Below are 19,463 nucleotides of genomic sequence, written 5' to 3' on the forward strand. Positions count from 1 at the left end.
GAAGATCAATAGAAGATCAATAGAAGATCAATAATGGCTTTTCCTGAAGCAAAAAAATAACGTTTATTAAAAAAAGTACTGCTTCAGAAGCAATTAATATAATTTAATTCCACCATAAGAAAACTCCCCCTGACTTGCTTCATTTAAAATCTTGATTAAATACTGGGTGGATTGTAAACCTCCAGCTCGTTCAGCATTAACAAGCAGCCAACGCATTTAAAACGGAGGTAGGTAAAGAACAGCCAAACAAACTGTACACCCTCGGCAAACGTAGAAAATTTAATATTTGGAATAAGCTCCTGAAAAAATAAGAAAGGACTAGCATGATCATCTATAAGACCTAAAAAAATCTGATGTCATAACCATTCTCCTTTTAATTATTTCTAAATCTAAAAAATTATGGTGTACCATACTACAAATAATGATCAATACAATCAATTTATCCATGCCCGTGCATTGCAGAACATCTGAATCCACGAACTCATTTCATTCCATTCTTTTGGATGACAAGAAAATTGAATTGTACGAAAAACTCGTTCAGGATGAAGCATAAGAATAGTTATCCGACCATCCGGGGTTGGTGGTAAGACCTGTGATTCCAGCTAGACTACCATTGGAGTTCGCAGGATAATCGATGGTAAGAATTCCACGAGGATCAATAAAACGCAAAGCAATAAGTTTATTTTTTTTATTCGCTGCTCTTGTTCCACTTCAAATACGGCACGCCCTTCACCATGAGAAACTACAATAGGAAGACGACTACCACTCATTTCTTGGAAAAAGAGTGAAGGAGATTCAGGAATTTCTATCAAGGAAAGATGTGCTTCGAATTGTTCTGAAGTATTGCGTTCAAAAACAGGCCAATCTTTAGCACCTAGAATTATTGATTTTAAATGGGGAAAAAGCTGGAAACTGTTACAAATGCCTAAAGCGAAACGATCATGACTCCGGAAAAATAAAGCGAATTCATCAGAAATTCTTGGATGCATTAAAATCGATTATGCCCAGCCACGACCAAGCGCCTAGTACATTCATCTCCAAAGGAAAAACCTCCACAAGTAGCTAACCCTTTAAAATCACTTAAATCAATCCGTTTGTTTAATAAATCACTCATGTGAATATCAATGCTATCAAAACCCGCAAAATAAAAAGCAGCAATCATTTCTCGATAACCATTATTTCCTTGCTCACGTAAAATAGCAACCCGTGGTCGAGCTCTTGCGTTAATGTAAGGAAGCGAAACATTTTCTTTATTATCAAAAGTAATTTCTGCTATAAGACGGGGTGATCTTTATGTAAAAATTTATCAAATTGTTGTTTAGCGCAATCCGGATTATCTCGTAAGGCCTGCAACCAATAACTTGTCTCGCTCCACCATCGATGCAGGACGCTACGACTTTCATGAAAAACTGTTTTTCTTTAGAAATTCAAAATAAATTCATCCGCTTCATTTAGCTTTCCAAGTATGTGCGCATGTATTTTTAATTTGTATTTTTCTAATATTGTTAATACATCCACAACATTTTCTTTCTTAACTTGAATAACAGCCCCTAAGGCCTCAGTAAACATATTCGCTATTGGGGGGGGGAGTTACTACCTAATGATTTTAACTCAATGGTAATTCCTGTGTGAGCGGTAAAAGCTATTTCACATAAAGTTGCTAACAACCCTCCATCGAAATGATCGTGATAAGCTAATAATAATTTTTACGGCTGAGCGTTTGAATCGCTTGAAAAAATTATGCAATAAGGAAGGGTCATTAACATCAGGCAGTTGATCTTCTAGCTCATTATAAACTTGAGCTAAACAAGAACCTCTTAAATAAATGGACTCCTTAAATGAAATGGACTCCTTAAATCGGCTCCTTTGCCCAAATCAATGAGCAACAATTGAGTCTCACCCACATCAGTTTGCAATTGCGGAGTAAAAGTATGGCGCACATCTGTAGGTGCCCCGTTGCCGTAATAATTAAGGAAAGCGGTGACACCACACTTCGCTTTTGGTTGCCGTCTTGCCAAGAAGAATGCATAGATAAGGAATCCTTACCTACTGGTATAAAAATTCCCAACGCGGGACATAATTCTTTCACAACGGCTCGAACGGCTTCATACAAATTTGTCCCCTCTCCTGGAAAATTCGCTGCTGCCATCCAATTCGCCGACAAAACTACTTGGAAAATTTCATCAATAGACGCAGCAGCTATGTTGGTGATGGCTTCGCCGACCGCCATTCTCACCAATGCAATAGGATTAATCATCGCCAGGGGCGCTCGTTCACCCATGGCCAAGGCTCTTGTTTCCTTGATAACCTATAAAACTATTCGCTGTCACTGCCACATCCGCCACTGGCAACTTGCCAGGGCCCAACCATTTGATCACGCAAGCCCCCCCACAGAATGATCACCAATAGTAATTAAAAAACTTTTATCGGCCACCGAGGGATAGTGTAAAACACGTTTAATAGCTTTGGGCCAATCTATCCCCCCGTAGTATCGAAAAGCGTGGTTCTAGGAGATCGTCGCCGATCTTCTCGCTGCATAGGTGACACATGACATGCCTTCAAACAATAAGGACAACAGCGCATCAATAGGAGGAGTATGGAAATAATTGTCGTTCACTACCAATTTTTTTGCTGTTTAACATAACCAACGACTGCAAAAGGACATTGCTTACGTTCAGCAATAACACGAAATATCTCTAGCGATTCTGAATTTAATTAGCCAAAACAAATCGTTCCTGTGCTTCATTACACCATATTTCTATGGGCATCATTCCAGGTTCAGCATTCGGAATATCCCGCAACTCAAATTCTCCCCCACATTCGCTGGCTTCAATCAATTCTGGAAATGCATTTGAATAACCCCCAGCTCCCACATCATGAATACTCAAAATAGGATTTTTTCTCCCAGAGAAACACATCCATTAATTATCTTGTGTCCGAAGCTGCATTTCAGGATTAGAACGTTGAACGGATGCAAAATCCAATGCCTCGGTGGCTTCGTTGCTACTTCGAGAAGAGGCAGAGCTACCTCCTAAACCAATAGCCATAGCTGGACCACCAATAACTATTAATAATGCTTTTTCTTCAAAAGATTGTTTTTCAACTTGCGAATGGTGAATTTGCCTAATTCCTCCAGCAATCATGATGGGCTTACGATAACCATAAGAAATAATTTCTCCTTGCGTATCAATTTGTGCATCAAAATTTCCTCTATATTCCAACGTCAGAAAATAACCACAAACATTTGGACGGACCTCCAAATTCATTATTAAACGAAGCCGCACCGATAGGTCCCTGTAGCATAATATCCAATAGAGACGCCAGTGATTTTGGATTTTTAAAATCTTTCTCCCAGGGTTGATGAAATCAGGAATATGGAAAGGAGATATAGCAGTAAGGTGATTATGTGTTTTCTGCTTTCAAAACGGGATGCAAACATTCTTTTTTGCTTTCATAATGATGCGTGAGAGGGTTAATCTCAAGAGAGTGACTGGCTGAACCTTTGATAATTGCCGCATTATCCCGATACGCTACAAGTACTTGTTTCAAATTTACTTGATAAGTATGACTAATCATTGCAAATAAAGATTCTTCTTTTAATTGTCCATCGATTCGCCACTTTGCATTAAAAATTTTATGTCGATAATACTCGGAATTTACCTGAGTAAACATCATTAATTCAACGTCCGTCGGATTCCAATTTAATTCATGAAAGGCTTTTAATTTAATAAATACTGAATATCTTCATTACTTAGCGCGAGACCTAACAATTGATTTACTTGCAGCAATGCAGCTTTTCCTTTTTCCAGTAAAGGAATACAAACAAAGTTCAAAAGTGATCAATATTGAAACAATCGAAACAATTCCTTGGAAGAAAGTAAAATTGATTCGATTAATGGATCATATAATTCTAACGCCACCCTTTGAGAATCTTGTTTATTCTTTCGCGAAACTCCCGAAACGCGATAGAAAATTCCCCCTCCCCGCTCAATCCGAATTATGGGAAGTTCACAATTGCGCGCAATTTCAGAGGCTTTGGATGACCAGGGAGACAGGGTTCCTAAACGAAGAAGCACCCAACATGAAAATCTTTCGATAATTTCGGATAATCGGAAAAATGAGCATTCGGCAACAAGCGCTCCAATCGCTCTTGCTCTCTAGGGTTTAAAGGGTTTTTCACATTCAACAAAATAGCCATAAATCGCTTCGACAGCGCTGGCCTTGGGTTGTTTTTGTTGCAAATGTTAGAGGACTTGTTGTTGACGAAATGGAGTATAAACCTAAGAAACATTGCAAAAATAGCATATCTGAATCTAAGCTTATAATCTGCATCGATCCGTTCCTTTTGAAATAAAAGGAGAAATAAAGAAATTATAAAGCACCCCTCCCCTGTACGGTAAGAGAGTGGGCAGAATTACTCTTTTTTCATGAATGGAAGAATTTTTTTATTTTTTATTTACAGAAATTAAATTCACCTTAAAAATCAGAGTTTCATTAGATGCAATTGTGCTTGGAGCACCTTTGTCACCATAAGCTAATTGGGATGGCACATAAATTTCCCATATTACACCAGGTTTTATATGAACCAATGCTTCTTGCCATCCTTTAATCACAGTCTTTACTCGGAATGTTGCAGGCTTACCACGCTTAACAGCTATCAAATACAGTATCATGTAATAATCGATCTTCATAATTAACAGTTAGCATGTTATTCAAAGAAAAACTTTCGCCTTTACCTTCGTGCAAGATTTTCTATTGCAGACCATCGGCTAAAGTTTTTACACCAGGTTTATTTTATTAGCGGCAAAAAAGCTTGCCCTTTTTTGAGCATTTTGTTGAGCTTCTTTTCCCATTTGAGTCTGCAATTTTTGTATCGCTCGCTGCTGGAATTGTTTTAACGTAGTGTGCATTTCTTCGTCAGTCATTTGCGTTTTTTACCCGAATAACTGTCGATTACGGCTGGTGGAAAGAAAATTTGAGGATTAATTTTAATTTCATGTTTTTGAAAAGCTTTTCTGGTCATAACCTCATGGAATAACTTAACTTATCCTGTTCCGTAGTTAACAAACGTTGCCGCTTGCACAGTTGCACCGGCAAGCAGAGTGATTCCTAGGAAGGGTAAAATCAATGGTTTCATTCACTGTCTCCCGAGTTTTTGTTTTTAGCGAAGAGGTATCTTAACAATGAAAAGCTTTGAATTTACCTTCTCACCTTGAAGATAACCTTTTTAATCCACGCTCCCTTAACTCTTATAGAGTTAACGTTGAAATATTATTAGTCTTCCATCGCTATCAAAGAGGCGTTTCCACCAGCGGCTGTTGTATTGATCGTCAACGTGCTTTCTACGCAATAACGAGGCAAATAATGCGGCCCACCGGCTTTAGGCCCTGTGCCGGATAACCAGCTTCCCCCAAAAGGCTGAACACCTACGACAGCCCCAATCATATTTCGATTGACATAAATATTACCTGCATTAATACGACGCTGAATATAATCTATCGTTTCATCGATACGGCTCTGGATACCAAAGGTGAGCCCATATCCCAAACCATTAATATCGTCTATCACTTTATCCAGATCCTGGCGACGATATCGCAGAACATGCAAGATAGGTCCAAAAACCTCGCCTTTAATCAAGCTTAAGCTAGATAATTCATAAGCTTGGGGAGCTACAAATGTTCCATGAGTTGCTGCTAGGGGCAAATCAACTTTGTAAATTAATTTCGCTTCTTTTTGCATAAAAGCGGCATATTCTTGCAAAGTTGCTTGAGCCTTAGCATCAATAACGGGTCCTACATCAGTGGTTAATAACATGGGATCCCCTATTTTAATTTCAGCCATCGCACCTGCTAACATTTTTATTACATTATCGGCAATATCATCCTGAACATATAAAATGCGAAGAGCAGAACAACGTTGGCCTGCGCTATCGAAAGCAGAAACAATCACATCTTGAACTAATTGTTCGGGCAGTGCCGTTGAATCCACTATCATGGCATTAATACCAGATGTTTCTGCCACAAAGGGGACGATGGGGCCAGATCGATTAGCTAATGTTTTTTGAATATGACGGGCGGTATTATCAGAACCCGTAAATATAATTCCGCTGATTTTGGGATTTTCAATTAATGCTTGCCCTACAGTTCCTCCAGGACTTGGCATTAATTGTAAAATTTCCGCAGGCACACCTGCTTCGTGAAATAAATGAGTGACCTTGGCTGCCGTTAAAGGTGTTTCTCCCGAGGGCTTGGCAATTACGGCATTCCCCGTTACTAACGCTGCAATGATTTGTCCTGTAAATATAGCTACCGGAAAATTCCAGGGACTAATACACAAGATAATACCGCGACCATTCATTCGCAGCACATTGTTTTCTCCAGTGTAACCCGGCAACACTGTATCATTTAGCTGTTTTTCACCCTGCTCAGCATAATAACGACAAAAATCAATAGCCTCGCGGACTTCCGATAAGGCATTTTGGAGAGTCCTTCCTCCTTCACGCACAACCAAGGCCATTAATTCGGCTTGATGTTCTTCTAACAAGTCCGCCATTTTTCGCATAATGTTAGCGCGCGCATCCACCCCTTTCTGATCCCAGGCGGGAAAAGCCGAAGACCCCATTATAATCGCTTTTTCTACATCGGATTCATCTGCTAATTCAATCACACCAATCTGGCGTCGATTATCGGCCGGATCAAAAACAGCTTTACCCTTTTTAATCTCACGTAAGAATGGCGATGCTTGCCACGTTTTTTCTAGTGCATTATGGATCGATTCAGCTAGAGGTTTTAATTCCGCATAATTGCTTAAATCTCTTCCTATTGAATTTAATCGCGCTTTAGCAAAGAGATTCCTAGGCAATGGAATCTTAGGATTAGGAATTTTCGCCAACGTCTCAATTTTTTCAACCGGGCTTTCGATCAGGTAGGAAATTGGCACCGTTTTATCCGCGATTCGATTGACGAACGAACTATTAGCTCCATTTTCCAATAATCGCCGAACGAGATAAGGTAGCAAATCTTCATAATACCCTACCGGCGCATAAATTCGGCAGGGCAGATTTAATTTTGTAACGACATAATGATGTAAAGCCTTACCCATACCCTGTAGATTTTGGAATTCAAATTGGTAATCCTCATAACGAGGATCCATTAATGTTAAAATCGCTGCAACCGAATAGGCGTTATGAGTAGCAAATTGCGGATAAAGAGCGTCTTGAGCACTTAACATCTTCTTTGCACAAGCAATATAAGAAATATCCGTATTCACTTTCCGCGTAAAAACAGGGTAATTGATCAATCCTTCCATTTGAGTTAGCTTTATTTCGGAATCCCAATAAGCCCCCTTTACCAGACGAACGGGAATACGGCGTTTTTGTTGGTGGCTCAATTCAATTAACCATTCAATTAATGGCAAAGCGCGCTTTTGATAAGCTTGGACAGCGAGGCCAAGACCTTCCCATCCAGAAAAAGCATTGTCTGTGAATAATCCTTTGAAAATGTCCAGGCACATATCTAATCGATCAGCTTCTTCCGCATCAATAGTCATGCCAATTTTCTGTGCTTTTGCATGCAGAACTAATTCTTTTACGCGTTCAATTAAAAAAGGTACTGCTTCTTCGCGTTTTTTAAAATCATAGCGAGGATACAATGCAGATAATTTAAGGGAAATACTTGGCGCTTCGTAAATGTTTTGTGTGTCGTGACTTTTTCCTAAAGCGCTAATGGCATAATAATAGGAATCATAATATCGATCAGCATCGCTCTGCGTTCGTGCCACTTCGCCCAACATGTCGTAAGAATATCGAAAACCCTCTTTTAAAGCGATCTGCGAGCGCTTAATAGCCTCTTCAATAGTACGGCCTAAAACAAAATGCTCGCTCATTAATTTCATTGCTTCACGGATCGCTTTGCGAATAACAGGTTCGCCACTTTTTCGGATGAGATTACTCCAAATGGTTTTTAATTGTCCGTCTTTTTCTTTTTTTAATATTTTTCCTGAAAGCGCTAATCCCCATCTAGCAAAATTCACAAAGGCGGATTCACTCGCACCCACATATTTATTCCATTCCGCACTGATCAATTTATCCCGAATTAATAAATTTTCAGTTTGTTTATCTGGGACACGTAATAAAGCTTCCGCAAGACACATTAATAAAATTCCTTCCTCGGTAGAAAGGTCATAATGCATCATAAAGCCTTCGATACCACCCCTCTCTTTTTCCTTTTCCCGCACGGCGATGACTAATTTTTCTGCCAATTGACTCACAGCATGTTCAATGGCTGGGGTAAAATTAATCAATTCCAATAATTGCTTTATACGAGCAGTTTCATCCATTCGATAGGCTTCATTTAATGTCGGCCGTATCCAATCAGGATCGAATGGTTTCTCAAAAAAAGTTGGGTTATATCAGTCATGCACTCCTCAGCCCTTAGCTTTTCTCAAAACGTCTAATACTCGCCTGAAATTCTTTTTCTGCCGCATCCTTATCCTCCCAGCCTTTCACTTTGGCCCATTTATTAGTGGGCTCCAAATCTTTATAGTGTTCGAAAAAATAGGCGATGATATCGAGTAGGAAAGGAGATACATCTTTAATAGATTGAATAGATTCATATTCTCTGCAGGCTTTAGCGAGAGGAAATGTTAAAATTTTACTATCTTTCCCAGCTTCATCTTCCATCCGCATCAAACCCACCGCTCGAACACGCATCAACGTTCCAGGCTGTAGGGGCACTGGCGTCATTACTAACACATCGAGGGGATCACCATCTTCCGCTAGGGTGTTTGGTGCGAATCCATAATTACAAGGATAGCGCATGGCCGTAGGGATAAATCGGTCAACGGTCAAAAACTGAAATTCTTTATTGTATTCATACTTAACTTCGCCTCCGTTCATAGGAATTTCAATAATTGTATTAAAATTATTGATATCCTTACCTACTGAAACCGTAAGTGTCATGACTATTCCTTACTAAATCTAAATGAAGAACGGCCGATAGTATATCAGGTTTAAAAACCCGATGAAGTAAAATCACAAACCGCCAGCGTATCAAGCCGGAGGAATCACTGAAAACTCCAATTCCATTTGAATTTTCATCTCCACTATGATAAGCCTCTTCTCTAAAGATGCGAATTTGTTATGCGGCAAAAGAATAGTCAACAATCGAGAGCACGATCTGATTTTTTTAACCTTCTCCTCGATCGAAGATTTAGAACTTTCTCCTCTAATTTTTACTGCTGAACAATTAGAAAATCGTATTTTAGAGTTTATTCAAAAGACTGATGAAGTAATCAAAAAAAATAGCGCTCTTAAAGAATTTTCTGAGGAAATTGTAATTTACTACATTGGTCGAACTTGTTTATGAAAATTCGAAAGCAAAAAGTATCTGATTCGTTATCCTTGATCCTTGTCCTTGGCTAGACCAATTTTGGATTAATTAATTTTGAATTAATTATTTGCTAACTCTCTGTATCCGCTTAAAACGCTATCGACTTAAAACACAACACGATGATATTGCTGACTCTCAAAATCCGTTTGATATTTCGGTGGGTCAATATTGTTATATTCAATATCAGCATGCCGACACTGAGCAAAAGAAACGTAAGTGGTTAATCTGGGCGAATTTTTTTGGAGATTATCTTTGGTATGGATCGGCTCAATATGAGAGACTTAAAAACATTCAAAAATCTTATACTCGAAAATAAAGAAATAAGCGAGGAGCAAATTTCAGCAACCTTGGAGCGAGCTCAACGAACAGCTAATCTACATAGAACTGCTGGCTACGGTTTATTAGCAGTGACGTATTTTTCGCCTGGGTAAATTCTTTAACCAGAATCTTTCAACTATGTATTCTAAAGTACAAACCTTAGTACAAACCTTAGTACAAACCTTTGCCGCTTCTCAAGGTCAATTCCCTAATTTCCATAGTTTATTTTTTGACCCAGCAAAGGTTAATGATCTCTCTTATTACGAATCTCCACAAAATTCTCATTTCTTGCAGGTCTTAAAAGCAATTACCGTAACTATTCGTTTAGAGGAATAATGTGAAGCCATCATCATCCATAATGCCACTATAGGAAAAGGTCTCTTTGAGTGGTGTGGGTCGCTATATTTAGGAATGAGAGGATTAAACCAATTTTGGAAAGTGTGTTTCCCAAAATCATTATTGATTCAGCCACAAAAATCCTTAATCTTTCCCTTACGTGTGCTATTTACACAGGGTAAACCAGACCGCTTAACATCTTTAAACCTATGACAAACTCACCCGGCCTCTTAGGATCCTGCTTTTGAGCCAAATACGACAACCCACCAACGCACCGGCCGCGTCTTCTAGTCACGCTTCACTTTTACGCAGATGACACTAAAATGTAAAACCAAACTCGCTCAGGGAGAGTATTTTTTTGATTTTAATTTAAAGCGCAAGAGTGCTTCTTTTTTGATGCTCCTTCTGCTGAAATTATATGCGTTGATCTATATCACCCCAACCACGTAAAAAACAATAATCGGATTCTGTTTTGTTTTTTTATAATATAATTCACCCACTGCTTCAAAAATATTAAATTTTTCACATACAATATTCATATCGCATCTTTACTGATTTGAAATCGCTTAGTTTATTTTATTTTAAAAATTAGCAAAAGATGCTATCAACCAAATTTAACACTGTCAAATGTTCCAGATTCGAAATTGGGTGATCTTTGATAGGTGGTAAAATTTTAATTGTTCTTCCAAAGGCCTTATCATATTCCTTACCTTTTTTATCGGAACATCTAAAAAAATAAGGGATCCACCATGACCTAATATTTCCTCTTAGAAAAAGAGATGCAATTAAAATTTCAATAAGTTTAGTTAGAATTATGTTGTACCAATTACAAAGAGCGGAAATTAATGGAAGCAGATAATTCATCGTAATTTTCTGAGCAGGATCTTCAGGAGTATGTTTTGAAACATCGTTATACGGATATAGATTTACAAAATCTATAAAATAATACGATAGCAATTTAGTATAATCCGTGTAACGATAGAAATAATATGCCAATTCATATCTACTCCCTTCTTTATAAATTCAATTACTCTGGTACTCTGGGTCGTTTTTAACCGAAATCTCAAAAACAACACCAAATGAAATCCACCATTAACAATATACATTCTCGCTAATGCATTCGATTCAAATATATGATCAGACGATGGTGAAAGTATGCAGCTAGTAGTGAATGCTAATCCCATTTAAGTGGATGCAAATTAAGCTGATATTTGAATACCCTTTATCGGGATTATTTATATCGCCATAACAGCATCATTCTAGCGCTCTGATAACAATGATCACTTTAGAAATTAAACGCCTAGGCAAGCTTTTTCTTTTTCTTTACCGTACGGCCTAATGATTCAGCCAGCATGTTTAACCAATCGATAGTGTTTTGATCTTGGTACTCGCTGAAACCCATTCCCTACTTTGAAATTCTAGTTCACCAGGACTGGGTATTTTCTTCCTGATTCTTTGACAGCAGCTAGCCAATCCTGAAGAACATCTTGACTATTTTCAATGACTTCTTCAATAGAATTACCATCAGATATCCAACCTGGAAGCTCAGGAACTCTATTAGAAATCCGTCGCCCTCTTCATTAAAAAAGCTGGCGAATCGTAAAAGGATATTTAAGAATTTTTCTCATTTTCTCATTCCTCCAGAAAATGGAGTATAGGAAATGATTTGTAACCTTCTGTTTCTCAATATTTTTCTAAAAATGATCACTCTTTACTGAAATCAAACTAGCCACGCTGTCTTAAAGAGGTTGGGTGAATAATCTCTATGACGATTCCTATACGCTTTAAAATAGATCAAGCAAACTCGCTCTTAACCCATGGTAAGACTTCTCGACGGCACTAATGAACCTGGTTCCGATTTATACGCAAGCTCGTCGTTACCTTTCAGCGGTAGCGTCTGGGGTCCAGTAGGTAAATCTCCCTGGGGACCCAATTCCCACAAAGAAAGAGCTAATCGATCCGGCACCTTGCGAGGAATTTCACTCTTCCCATCATTTTCCTTGTGATGGCTTACAAAAGCTTCAGAATTAATTATTGTAGGCCCTAACTTCCCCTACTGGTTTATACGCTTTAATTAGAGTTCTAGCCTCTTCAATTAAAGAAACTGCTCTCTGATCATTTGCTCTCTCTAAGAGATTAATAACTTTTTTTTAATACCTCAATGATTCTTAAATAAACCTCTTTTTCCTCGATTTGCTTATTCATCGGATTATTTCGCATTAACTTTTCTGCACCTATCAGTTTCCTGTGAATCGAAAAGTCGTTGGATAATTTTTCAATCAATTTCGAGGTTATTTGAAATAAAGGATAATGGCGAGTAGGAGAATTAGGCGCCACCTCCTCAAAAGATCTCGATAAAGTCGACTGCCGTTTTTCCAAAAAATAGTCTGTGGTGGAAAGATTTTCCTACGATGAATCTTTATCTCGTGCCTATTGCTTCAATCTATAAATAGATCTAACCGCCACGTCTTTATCCGCTTGCGCCTCACCTTTGGTTGAAATGCTTTCTCGATAGCAGCTTTAATTTCTAAAGCTGTTTTTACATTTTGACGGACACGCCTAGACTTCTTCGCTAAATATTCTTCAAAGCTAGCGACTTCTCCCGCAACGTCTCGCAGATACCTATCTACTCTATTTTGAAATTCGCAACAAGAAAAAGAATTGGTTCTTAATTTTATTCTCCCGTTCCTGTTGCGGATAAACTAAATTTTTGACATGTGTGAGGAAAGTTATCACCCAACTTGAAAGAACGGGATCATCCGAACATGCTGACATAAACTCCAAAAAATTTTGGTCTTCAAAAAGTCCTTAGGTAACATCTTCTAGCCTACGATAATCTTGGATAATACAGAAAATAGGATAAGAAGGGTTTCTAAAGTGCACTTCAAATTGCTCTTTAACTAATAAATCGAGTTTATCGCTCGTTTACGAATCTCTCTGAAAATTTTTTCCCGTTCCCGATGTTCTAAATTTCTTCATTTATTACTTTAGCTAACGTCACAGCCAGTTCAAGCAACAGGGAATTATCAAACCCTCCTATCTTTTAATTTTTCTTAAAAAAATAAGCTTTACACTCAGAGGTATTTTCATTCTGACCCTAAACAGCATTGGGAAAAGGAGAAAATAAACTTAGAAAAACTATTCCTAAAACAGAGGAATGTAATGAATGGTTACCCCGTATTTTTTCAATAATAGAACTAGCCAATTGCAATATTGATAAAGACAAGTGAAAATCAAATTTGATGCTTAAGAATTTCTTATCTTCTTCACTTAATTGTTTATCTTTCACTGATTTAATAGTTTCAGCTATTATTTTGTTTTTTTGCTGCTGTTATTGCATCTTGAATAGCCTCATCTTGAAAAAAGAATTTAAAAATTCGAATTTATCAACATGGGAAGCAATGGCTGGAGGCAACAAAACTCTCCCTTGGTTTATTAAATAATCCTCTCCCAACAATCGATTTTCTTTTCATCAGTGTCGTTGAACAATCGACTTAAATCTCTACCGGGTCCTAAAAATCCTAAAGCAGGAATGGCGTATTGTTTTAATACTTTAAAATAAATCAGATCCTCATGAGCATTTCGTTCGATAGATCCATCTAAAAATTTAGCTACTAAGCAATCAGTTACTGCAGAAGGTCCTGCAACTTCTAAAGAGAGATCTCTAAGAGTAACATCATAATTATCAGACAAGCTTATCCTGCGGCAAGCCTCAGCTAACGTCTGTGGTTTTTCCTTTACTACCCTTAAAAGCGGATTCATTCGATGTCGTTACCTCGCCTTGACTCCGAACGACCACTTCAATGTGTGAGTTGTCTGAAAGAGGTAATACTTCAATCGATTTAAAAACATTTCTCTTGGCAAGAGGACTAAAAAATAATTCCTGTTTTTGCAAGATCCCTCCTACAGCAATAAGCGCAGCCTTATGAATCAAATCCGTATTCAATAAATGAAAAATTACTTTCTGTTCCTCTACACTCAGCTTCTCACAAAAAAGACGGGCACTCTGCCATCGAAAAATACGTCGTAATTCAGCAAAAGCCATCTCATAGCTCGGATGCTTTTCCAGAAGCTCATTGTAAGCAGCTTCAATACTTGTGAGAGAATATGTGGTCTTGTTTAGATAAATCAAGAAGCTTCAAACGTTAAGAATACACTTAAAATTTTGGCTCGGCAAAGTTAATTGTTATTCTTTCTCCCCTAGCGTTCGTATCGGGAAAAACGATAGAACTATTTTCCAGTTTTAGTGGATAAGTTTCAAGCCATAATTCCAGAGTAGTTATTGATGCCTCTTTCTCGGTAGGCTTAACTTTCATTGAGCTATCAGGGATTGCGATTTTCACTAATGGCGTAGACTTTTACCTCACTAAATTTTTACCTCACTAAATAAGGTTTTAAAACGTTCCTCAGTAATAAATCCTTGATAATTCTCGAAAGAAGGTATCTTTTCCGAATAAAACAAGCCAGAAAAATGAGCTCGAAAAGGAAAACTCTAATGGTTTGCCAATACATCCTTTCAGAATCATCCCTAACAGAGTCTTATTATCAAGCCCAGTTTAACAAAACTATCTTAAGGATTTCTTAAAAATATTCAAAATTTTAAAGATTTAGGTTAGGTGAGTTTTTGATCGATTTCATGCCGTGAGGCTCACAGTGGAGGCCCTAATCTCTTCCATTTAATTGCTTACCCCACTCCCCGTAATCGGAAGAGATGTTAAAGACTCCGTTGAACTACTTTAATGGAAAAATGAGTTTTGCATAGAAGGTGCGGGAGGTGAGCAAAGAGAAGTCCTAGAGAGACTATCGTCATAATGATCTTCAAACGCTCGATATTTCTTCAATGCCGAACGAAATTTTTCTTCAATTTTCCCAGCCTGATTTGGGTTATTTTCATATTTTAAATATAAAATTTGGTTTTTAATTATAGAGACAACTTTCAGTGTATTAGAATCAAACTTTAAAAAGGCGTTCTTTCCCACTTTCCATCACTCACTAAATTCCAGATATTCAGTTTCAAATACATCCGACTTAGAATTTAATTTTTTATAAAGAATAAAAACTTCTCCTAATTTATCGTCTTTACTATTTAATTTTGTAGGTTGGATATTTTCTTTTATGTAGTCTATTAATGTCCATAATCTTTTTTTTGGCTATGTCATTGCTTCTTGAGAAATAAGTTCGGCCAAATATTCAGCAATTAACATTGCATATCAAGAAAGAATCCTAATTATTATAAAGTTTTTTTCAGCGGGGTCCTTATATTTTTCTTCAAAGTTTTCTAACAGGCCTATTTTAACTCAACCGGGTAAATCAATATTTTTAACAGACGAATTTTTAAAAAAGAGATATAAAACTCTATTGAGAAATAATCTAACCCAATCAAAAAATCCTTGTTAGAAGTTTAATATTCATAGCAATGATATAAAAAATTATTAAAAATTCGGACCCACACCCCTATATTAGATTCACTATCTCGTCATCGTCGAAAGCTTTTTTCAAATTATTTTCAACAATTACTAAGGATTTCTTTCCAAATAATGAATAATTCATTTATTTTTCTCTTTATTCAACTGAAGAAATATAACAATCGATACTTAAGAAATTATTAAATAAAAATTCTTAATGCGATGTCAAATCAAAGCGAAAATATTTTTCTAATATCAAAACAAAATATTGGTCTCCCATGCTTGTCCGCGAAAGACCGAAAGGGGTATTTTTATTTTGTCGTGTATGGAGATTACTAACGACGGGCTTGGAAAAATTTTTAGCACATGAGCACATTCATCCACTAAAATTCCGCCTGTCCAAGAAATATGATGATTAAGCCGTGGTTCATTCAAAAGTTGAAAAACGCTTTTAACAGCACCATCACGTGGGTCAAAAGCGCCAAAAACGAGGTGCTGAATTCTAGCATGAATCATCGCGCCAAGGCACATTGCACAGGGTTCTAAAGTGACATAGAGAGTCGTACCAACTAATCGATAATTACTGAGATTTTTGGCAGCCTCGCGGATCGAAAGTAATTCTGCATGAGCCGTAGGGTCGTTTAATCCAATAGGATGGTTAAATCCCTTTCCGATAATTTCGTTATCTTTTACCAAAACTGCACCCACCGGCACCTCTTGATTTTTTTCAGCTTGCTTCGCTAAGAGAAGCGCTTTCTGGATAAAAAATTCATCAATCATATACCACATTCTATAATGTTCCAGGGAAGAAGAGCCAGAACTACGTCCTTTCCTGCTGTGGGAAAAATCAAGTGAAACTGATTTTTAAGGAGCTACAACTTCAATAAGAGTTGAGTATAATAAGCCATCCCATAACTTGGATAAGAAGCGACGAGATGATTAAGACCTATTTAATATCTTTCTTACAGCGCCCTTTTTATTCTTTTTATCAGGTTGTGATACTATTCATGGTTTCGGCCAAGATTTACAAGCTGGCGGCGAAGCTATAAATCATGCAGCCCCAAAAATTGAAAAATAATTAATTTTATTTTTAATTTTATTTATTTTTAACAAAACTCACTTTTCCAGAACGCTCCAAACGATCTTCTTTTTTTTACATTTTTCTAATCCGCCTCATTTAGTTTCTCTCGAATCATTTCTGACAAATCATGCTCAGTTACTTGATTTTTTGAAATTTTTCCAAATTACCTCTCCATTCCTAATTAGAATGGTGGATCTCCCTTTTATCAAAGTTCCAAATTCGCTGCAGTGGAAAGCTCCTATAACGAACAACTAATCAAGAAAAATAAGCAAAGCCAAGCCGATCATCCGCTTCCAAGAGCGTAAAGGGGCCATTTGATTGGTACGGCTTAAACTGCACCAATAATAAATGATTAAAACAAAATCGAACCCTGTTTCAAAATTAAATCGCTTATTTGCCCCATACGAAGCAAAAAAATCGGATATACATAAATAATTAGGGTTCTTATTAAGAATGTAAAAGATACTTTTATCAAAGTTAATTTTGCTAAGATTTGCTAAGATAATATAAGTAACACTGCGATTCCCCTTCAGCGTTATATGGTTCAAGGGTATTATGTTGATTTATGACTGTCTCCTTCAGTCATCTAGTGGCAAGATGAACTGGTTTCATTCGCCGCTGCCAATGAGCTAAAATGCTTTTATATTGATTCACTTGGCAAAAAATGCCACTATTACGCCTCCTTCGGAATGGGAAAGGGCGCTAAAGCATAGCAATGAAGAAGATTAGAACGGCCGTAATTGGCGTTGGCTATTTGGGTAAATATCATGCAGAAAAGTATGCTGATTTACCGCATTCAGAGCTTGTGGCCGTTTGTGATATCGACCCTGAACGGTGTCATTCGAAAGCCAACGAATTAAACGTTAAATCCGTAATCAATTACCAGTCTCTCCTTGGCCTTGTGGATGCAGTGAGCATCGCAGTTCCCACCCCTTTGCATCATAGAGTAGGACGCTTTTTTTTAGACAATAGGGTCCACGTTCTCTTAGAGAAGCCCATTGCTACTTCTTTAGAAGAGGCCGACGACTTAATTTCTTCTGCCCAGAAAAATAAGGTCATTCTCCAAATTGGTCATCTCGAACGTTTTAATAGCGCTGTAAAAGCTGTAGAATCTCAAATTTCTAATCCTCGGTTTATTGAATCGCTGCGTCTGGCTCCCTTCAAATTGCGAGGCAGTGATGTTAATGTAGTATTAGATTTGATGATTCACGATATCGACATCATCCAATCCATTGTGAAAGCGGATATCCAAAATATCTCTGCGAGCGGCGCCTCCGTGCTATCTCCTTATATTGATATTGCCAATGCCCGTATTGAATTTAGCAACGGATGCGTGGCCAATGTAACGGCCAGCCGTGTAAACCTCAAAACCGAACGCAAACTTCGAATTTTTCAGCACGATAACTATATTGCCATTGACCTCGATCATAAAAAAATTGCCATCCATCGCAAAGGCACTCAAGAAATGTATCCAGGCATTCCTAAAATCACCCGTCAAGTTGAGCGGTTCGAAAAAGGCGATGCGTTGCTTGATCAAATATCAACGTTTCTAGATTCTATTATCCATAACAAACTTCCTCTGGTTTCCGGAGAAGAGGGGAAACGGGCTTTGGCGACAGCTTTAGAAATTTCATTAATTGTGCGACGAACTAACGAACTATTTCCAATTTCTCCAATCGCTATTTCTTAAAATGAACACTCATTCAAAACAGATTTTAATCATAGCAGGTGAGGCCTCGGGAGATTTACTTGGCGCTCATCTTGCAAAATCACTGAAATTCCTTGATCCACAATTGAAAGTGGCTGGTATGGGCGGAAAAAGAATGCGTGAGGCAGGAGTTGATATCTTTATTGACGCAGAAAAACTAGCAGTCATTGGAGTATCAGAAATAATTTCTCAATTGGGTAATATACTTGCGGCTCGCCAGTGCCTAAAAAATCACTTTAAGATCGAACGACCTGATTTAGTAATTTTTATTGACTATCCGGGCTTTAATTTACATATGGCTAAACAAGCTAAAAAAGCAGGAATTAAAGTTCTTTATTATGTAAGTCCGCAAATATGGGCATGGCGATATGGCCGTATTAAAAAAATAAAAAAATATGTAGATCACATGGGGGTTTTATTCCCTTTCGAAGAAAGATTATATCAACGAGAAAATATTTCCGTCAGTTTAGTTGGACATCCGTTAATTGACATTACAGTACCCACTTTGCCGCGTGAAAAAGTGTATCAAAAATTCGATTTATCAACAGAAAAGCCCATTATTGGCTTATTTCCTGGCAGTCGTTCCCAGGAGATTGCCCGCTTGTTGCCCATTATAACTTCTGCTACACGCCTTATTAAAGAGCGCCTCCCTAATGCTCAATTTGTGTTGCCACTGGCACCTAATTTGTCTTCTCAAGATGTTCGCAATTATTTATTTTCAGACATTAAAATTATTGAGGACAATACTTATAATGTACTATCTGTATGTGATGCCGCCATTGCTGTTTCTGGCACAGTTACATTAGAAATTGCTTTACATCAAATTCCTTTTGTTATTCTCTACAAAGTGAGCCCTCTCACCTATTGGTTGGGGAAACGGCTTATTCAAGTCCCATTTATTGGGCTCTCTAACTTAGTGGCTGAAGAACCCATTACCCCTGAGTTTATTCAGCATCAAGCCACTCCTCAAGCTATTGCTAACGAAATTTATCGCTTGTTAGAAGATCACTCTTATCGACAGACTTGTTTAAATAAGTTAAAACCACTTCGGGCTAAGCTAGGGGATAGTGGAGCCTCCCTCAAAACGGCAAAGATCGCCCTAAAACTGATAACTTCTTAATTTATTTAATCTTTATAAAAATGAGGTTGCGTGAAGAAACACCAACATTAAATGCGGAAGTTATTGAGAAAATTGCTACCGCTTTGGAATGCGCCAAACAATATGA

19 protein-coding genes and 2 pseudogenes are annotated in these 19,463 nt (G+C 37.7%); 6 read left to right on the plus strand and 15 right to left on the minus strand.

Annotation, left to right across the window (positions count from 1 at the left end; genetic code table 11):
* Positions 1 to 434 precede the first annotated feature (434 nt).
* The 12 genes and pseudogenes from B1F79_RS06750 to ppa all read right to left on the minus strand — a co-directional run bounded on the left by B1F79_RS06750 (position 435) and on the right by ppa (position 8,959).
* Positions 435 to 602, minus strand: a complete 168-nt coding sequence (locus B1F79_RS06750; RefSeq protein WP_372443097.1) for a phosphoribosylformylglycinamidine synthase subunit PurQ — start codon at positions 600 to 602, stop codon at positions 435 to 437.
* Positions 538 to 989, minus strand: a pseudogene (locus tag B1F79_RS06755) (phosphoribosylformylglycinamidine synthase subunit PurQ). The gene B1F79_RS06750 and the pseudogene B1F79_RS06755 overlap by 65 nt, the downstream one beginning before the upstream one ends.
* Positions 989 to 1,162, minus strand: coding sequence for a phosphoribosylformylglycinamidine synthase subunit PurQ (locus B1F79_RS01095; RefSeq protein WP_251365650.1), 174 nt, complete (start codon positions 1,160 to 1,162; stop codon positions 989 to 991). The pseudogene B1F79_RS06755 and the gene B1F79_RS01095 overlap by 1 nt, the downstream one beginning before the upstream one ends.
* A gap of 257 nt (positions 1,163 to 1,419) precedes the next feature.
* A complete protein-coding gene (locus tag B1F79_RS01100) occupies positions 1,420 to 1,569 on the minus strand; it encodes a hypothetical protein (protein ID WP_251365651.1) in 150 nt (49 codons plus the stop codon).
* A gap of 283 nt (positions 1,570 to 1,852) precedes the next feature.
* Entirely contained in the window at positions 1,853 to 2,281 is a 429-nt protein-coding gene (locus B1F79_RS01105) for a hypothetical protein (RefSeq protein ID WP_251365652.1), read from the minus strand.
* Positions 2,282 to 2,711: 430 nt separating this feature from the next.
* Positions 2,712 to 2,888 (minus strand): AIR synthase-related protein, encoded by a 177-nt coding sequence (locus B1F79_RS01110; RefSeq protein ID WP_251365653.1) that lies wholly within the window; start codon positions 2,886 to 2,888, stop codon positions 2,712 to 2,714.
* A 33-nt stretch (positions 2,889 to 2,921) separates the two neighbouring features.
* Entirely contained in the window at positions 2,922 to 3,284 is a 363-nt protein-coding gene (locus B1F79_RS01115) for a hypothetical protein (RefSeq protein ID WP_251365654.1), read from the minus strand.
* Positions 3,285 to 3,402: 118 nt separating this feature from the next.
* On the minus strand, positions 3,403 to 3,729 hold the full coding sequence (locus tag B1F79_RS01120; RefSeq protein ID WP_372443098.1) for a phosphoribosylformylglycinamidine synthase-related protein: 327 nt from the start codon (positions 3,727 to 3,729) through the stop codon (positions 3,403 to 3,405).
* A gap of 110 nt (positions 3,730 to 3,839) precedes the next feature.
* Positions 3,840 to 4,076 carry a phosphoribosylformylglycinamidine synthase family protein gene (locus B1F79_RS01125; RefSeq protein WP_251365656.1) on the minus strand — a complete coding sequence of 79 codons (237 nt, stop codon included), beginning with the start codon at positions 4,074 to 4,076 and terminating at the stop codon, positions 3,840 to 3,842.
* 369 nt (positions 4,077 to 4,445) lie between these two features.
* Positions 4,446 to 5,137, minus strand: a pseudogene (locus tag B1F79_RS01130) (FKBP-type peptidyl-prolyl cis-trans isomerase).
* Positions 5,138 to 5,274: 137 nt separating this feature from the next.
* Positions 5,275 to 8,367, minus strand: coding sequence for a bifunctional proline dehydrogenase/L-glutamate gamma-semialdehyde dehydrogenase PutA (putA, locus tag B1F79_RS01135; protein ID WP_251365666.1), 3,093 nt, complete (start codon positions 8,365 to 8,367; stop codon positions 5,275 to 5,277).
* Positions 8,368 to 8,431: 64 nt separating this feature from the next.
* The gene (gene ppa, locus B1F79_RS01140; RefSeq protein WP_251365657.1) at positions 8,432 to 8,959 is read right to left on the minus strand and encodes an inorganic diphosphatase; all 528 of its coding nucleotides are present in this window, start codon (positions 8,957 to 8,959) and stop codon (positions 8,432 to 8,434) included.
* Positions 8,960 to 9,134: 175 nt separating this feature from the next.
* Here ppa and B1F79_RS01145 point away from each other — a divergent pair, with 175 nt between their 5' ends.
* The 3 genes from B1F79_RS01145 to B1F79_RS01155 all read left to right on the plus strand — a co-directional run bounded on the left by B1F79_RS01145 (position 9,135) and on the right by B1F79_RS01155 (position 10,043).
* Positions 9,135 to 9,365, plus strand: coding sequence for a hypothetical protein (locus tag B1F79_RS01145; protein ID WP_251365658.1), 231 nt, complete (start codon positions 9,135 to 9,137; stop codon positions 9,363 to 9,365).
* Positions 9,366 to 9,456: 91 nt separating this feature from the next.
* Positions 9,457 to 9,705 carry a hypothetical protein gene (locus B1F79_RS01150; protein ID WP_251365659.1) on the plus strand — a complete coding sequence of 83 codons (249 nt, stop codon included), beginning with the start codon at positions 9,457 to 9,459 and terminating at the stop codon, positions 9,703 to 9,705.
* Between the two features lie 140 nt (positions 9,706 to 9,845).
* Complete coding sequence (locus B1F79_RS01155) at positions 9,846 to 10,043, plus strand: hypothetical protein (protein WP_251365660.1); 198 nt, start codon at positions 9,846 to 9,848, stop codon at positions 10,041 to 10,043.
* A 3,435-nt stretch (positions 10,044 to 13,478) separates the two neighbouring features.
* Here B1F79_RS01155 and B1F79_RS01160 read toward each other — a convergent pair.
* The 3 genes from B1F79_RS01160 to tadA form a co-directional block, all read right to left on the minus strand.
* Positions 13,479 to 13,736 carry a hypothetical protein gene (locus B1F79_RS01160; protein WP_251365661.1) on the minus strand — a complete coding sequence of 86 codons (258 nt, stop codon included), beginning with the start codon at positions 13,734 to 13,736 and terminating at the stop codon, positions 13,479 to 13,481.
* Between the two features lie 19 nt (positions 13,737 to 13,755).
* Positions 13,756 to 14,088: a hypothetical protein gene (locus tag B1F79_RS01165; RefSeq protein WP_251365662.1), complete on the minus strand. Its 333-nt coding sequence runs from the start codon at positions 14,086 to 14,088 to the stop codon at positions 13,756 to 13,758.
* A gap of 1,615 nt (positions 14,089 to 15,703) precedes the next feature.
* Positions 15,704 to 16,237 (minus strand): tRNA adenosine(34) deaminase TadA, encoded by a 534-nt coding sequence (gene tadA, locus B1F79_RS01170; protein ID WP_251365663.1) that lies wholly within the window; start codon positions 16,235 to 16,237, stop codon positions 15,704 to 15,706.
* Positions 16,238 to 16,451: 214 nt separating this feature from the next.
* Between tadA and B1F79_RS01175 the strand changes: the two genes are divergently transcribed.
* The 3 genes from B1F79_RS01175 to lpxB all read left to right on the plus strand — a co-directional run bounded on the left by B1F79_RS01175 (position 16,452) and on the right by lpxB (position 19,357).
* Positions 16,452 to 16,526: an entericidin A/B family lipoprotein gene (locus B1F79_RS01175; protein ID WP_251365667.1), complete on the plus strand. Its 75-nt coding sequence runs from the start codon at positions 16,452 to 16,454 to the stop codon at positions 16,524 to 16,526.
* Between the two features lie 718 nt (positions 16,527 to 17,244).
* Entirely contained in the window at positions 17,245 to 18,219 is a 975-nt protein-coding gene (locus B1F79_RS01180) for a Gfo/Idh/MocA family protein (RefSeq protein ID WP_251365664.1), read from the plus strand.
* Position 18,220: 1 nt separating this feature from the next.
* A complete protein-coding gene (lpxB, locus tag B1F79_RS01185) occupies positions 18,221 to 19,357 on the plus strand; it encodes a lipid-A-disaccharide synthase (protein WP_251365665.1) in 1,137 nt (378 codons plus the stop codon).
* The last annotated feature ends 106 nt before the right edge of the window (positions 19,358 to 19,463 follow it).

Source organism: Coxiella-like endosymbiont of Rhipicephalus sanguineus (assembly GCF_018687865.1).

Coding starts and splice junctions, on each gene's coding strand:
- B1F79_RS01165 (WP_251365662.1), bottom strand. CDS start 14,088: ATGGCTTTTGCTGAATTACGACGTATTTTTCGATGGCAGAGTGCCCGT.
- B1F79_RS01100 (WP_251365651.1), bottom strand. CDS start 1,569: ATGTTTACTGAGGCCTTAGGGGCTGTTATTCAAGTTAAGAAAGAAAAT.
- B1F79_RS01095 (WP_251365650.1), bottom strand. CDS start 1,162: ATGATTGCTGCTTTTTATTTTGCGGGTTTTGATAGCATTGATATTCAC.
- B1F79_RS01105 (WP_251365652.1), bottom strand. CDS start 2,281: ATGGGTGAACGAGCGCCCCTGGCGATGATTAATCCTATTGCATTGGTG.
- tadA (WP_251365663.1), bottom strand. CDS start 16,237: ATGTGGTATATGATTGATGAATTTTTTATCCAGAAAGCGCTTCTCTTA.
- B1F79_RS01155 (WP_251365660.1), top strand. CDS start 9,846: ATGTATTCTAAAGTACAAACCTTAGTACAAACCTTAGTACAAACCTTT.
- ppa (WP_251365657.1), bottom strand. CDS start 8,959: ATGACACTTACGGTTTCAGTAGGTAAGGATATCAATAATTTTAATACA.
- B1F79_RS01180 (WP_251365664.1), top strand. CDS start 17,245: ATGAAGAAGATTAGAACGGCCGTAATTGGCGTTGGCTATTTGGGTAAA.
- lpxB (WP_251365665.1), top strand. CDS start 18,221: ATGAACACTCATTCAAAACAGATTTTAATCATAGCAGGTGAGGCCTCG.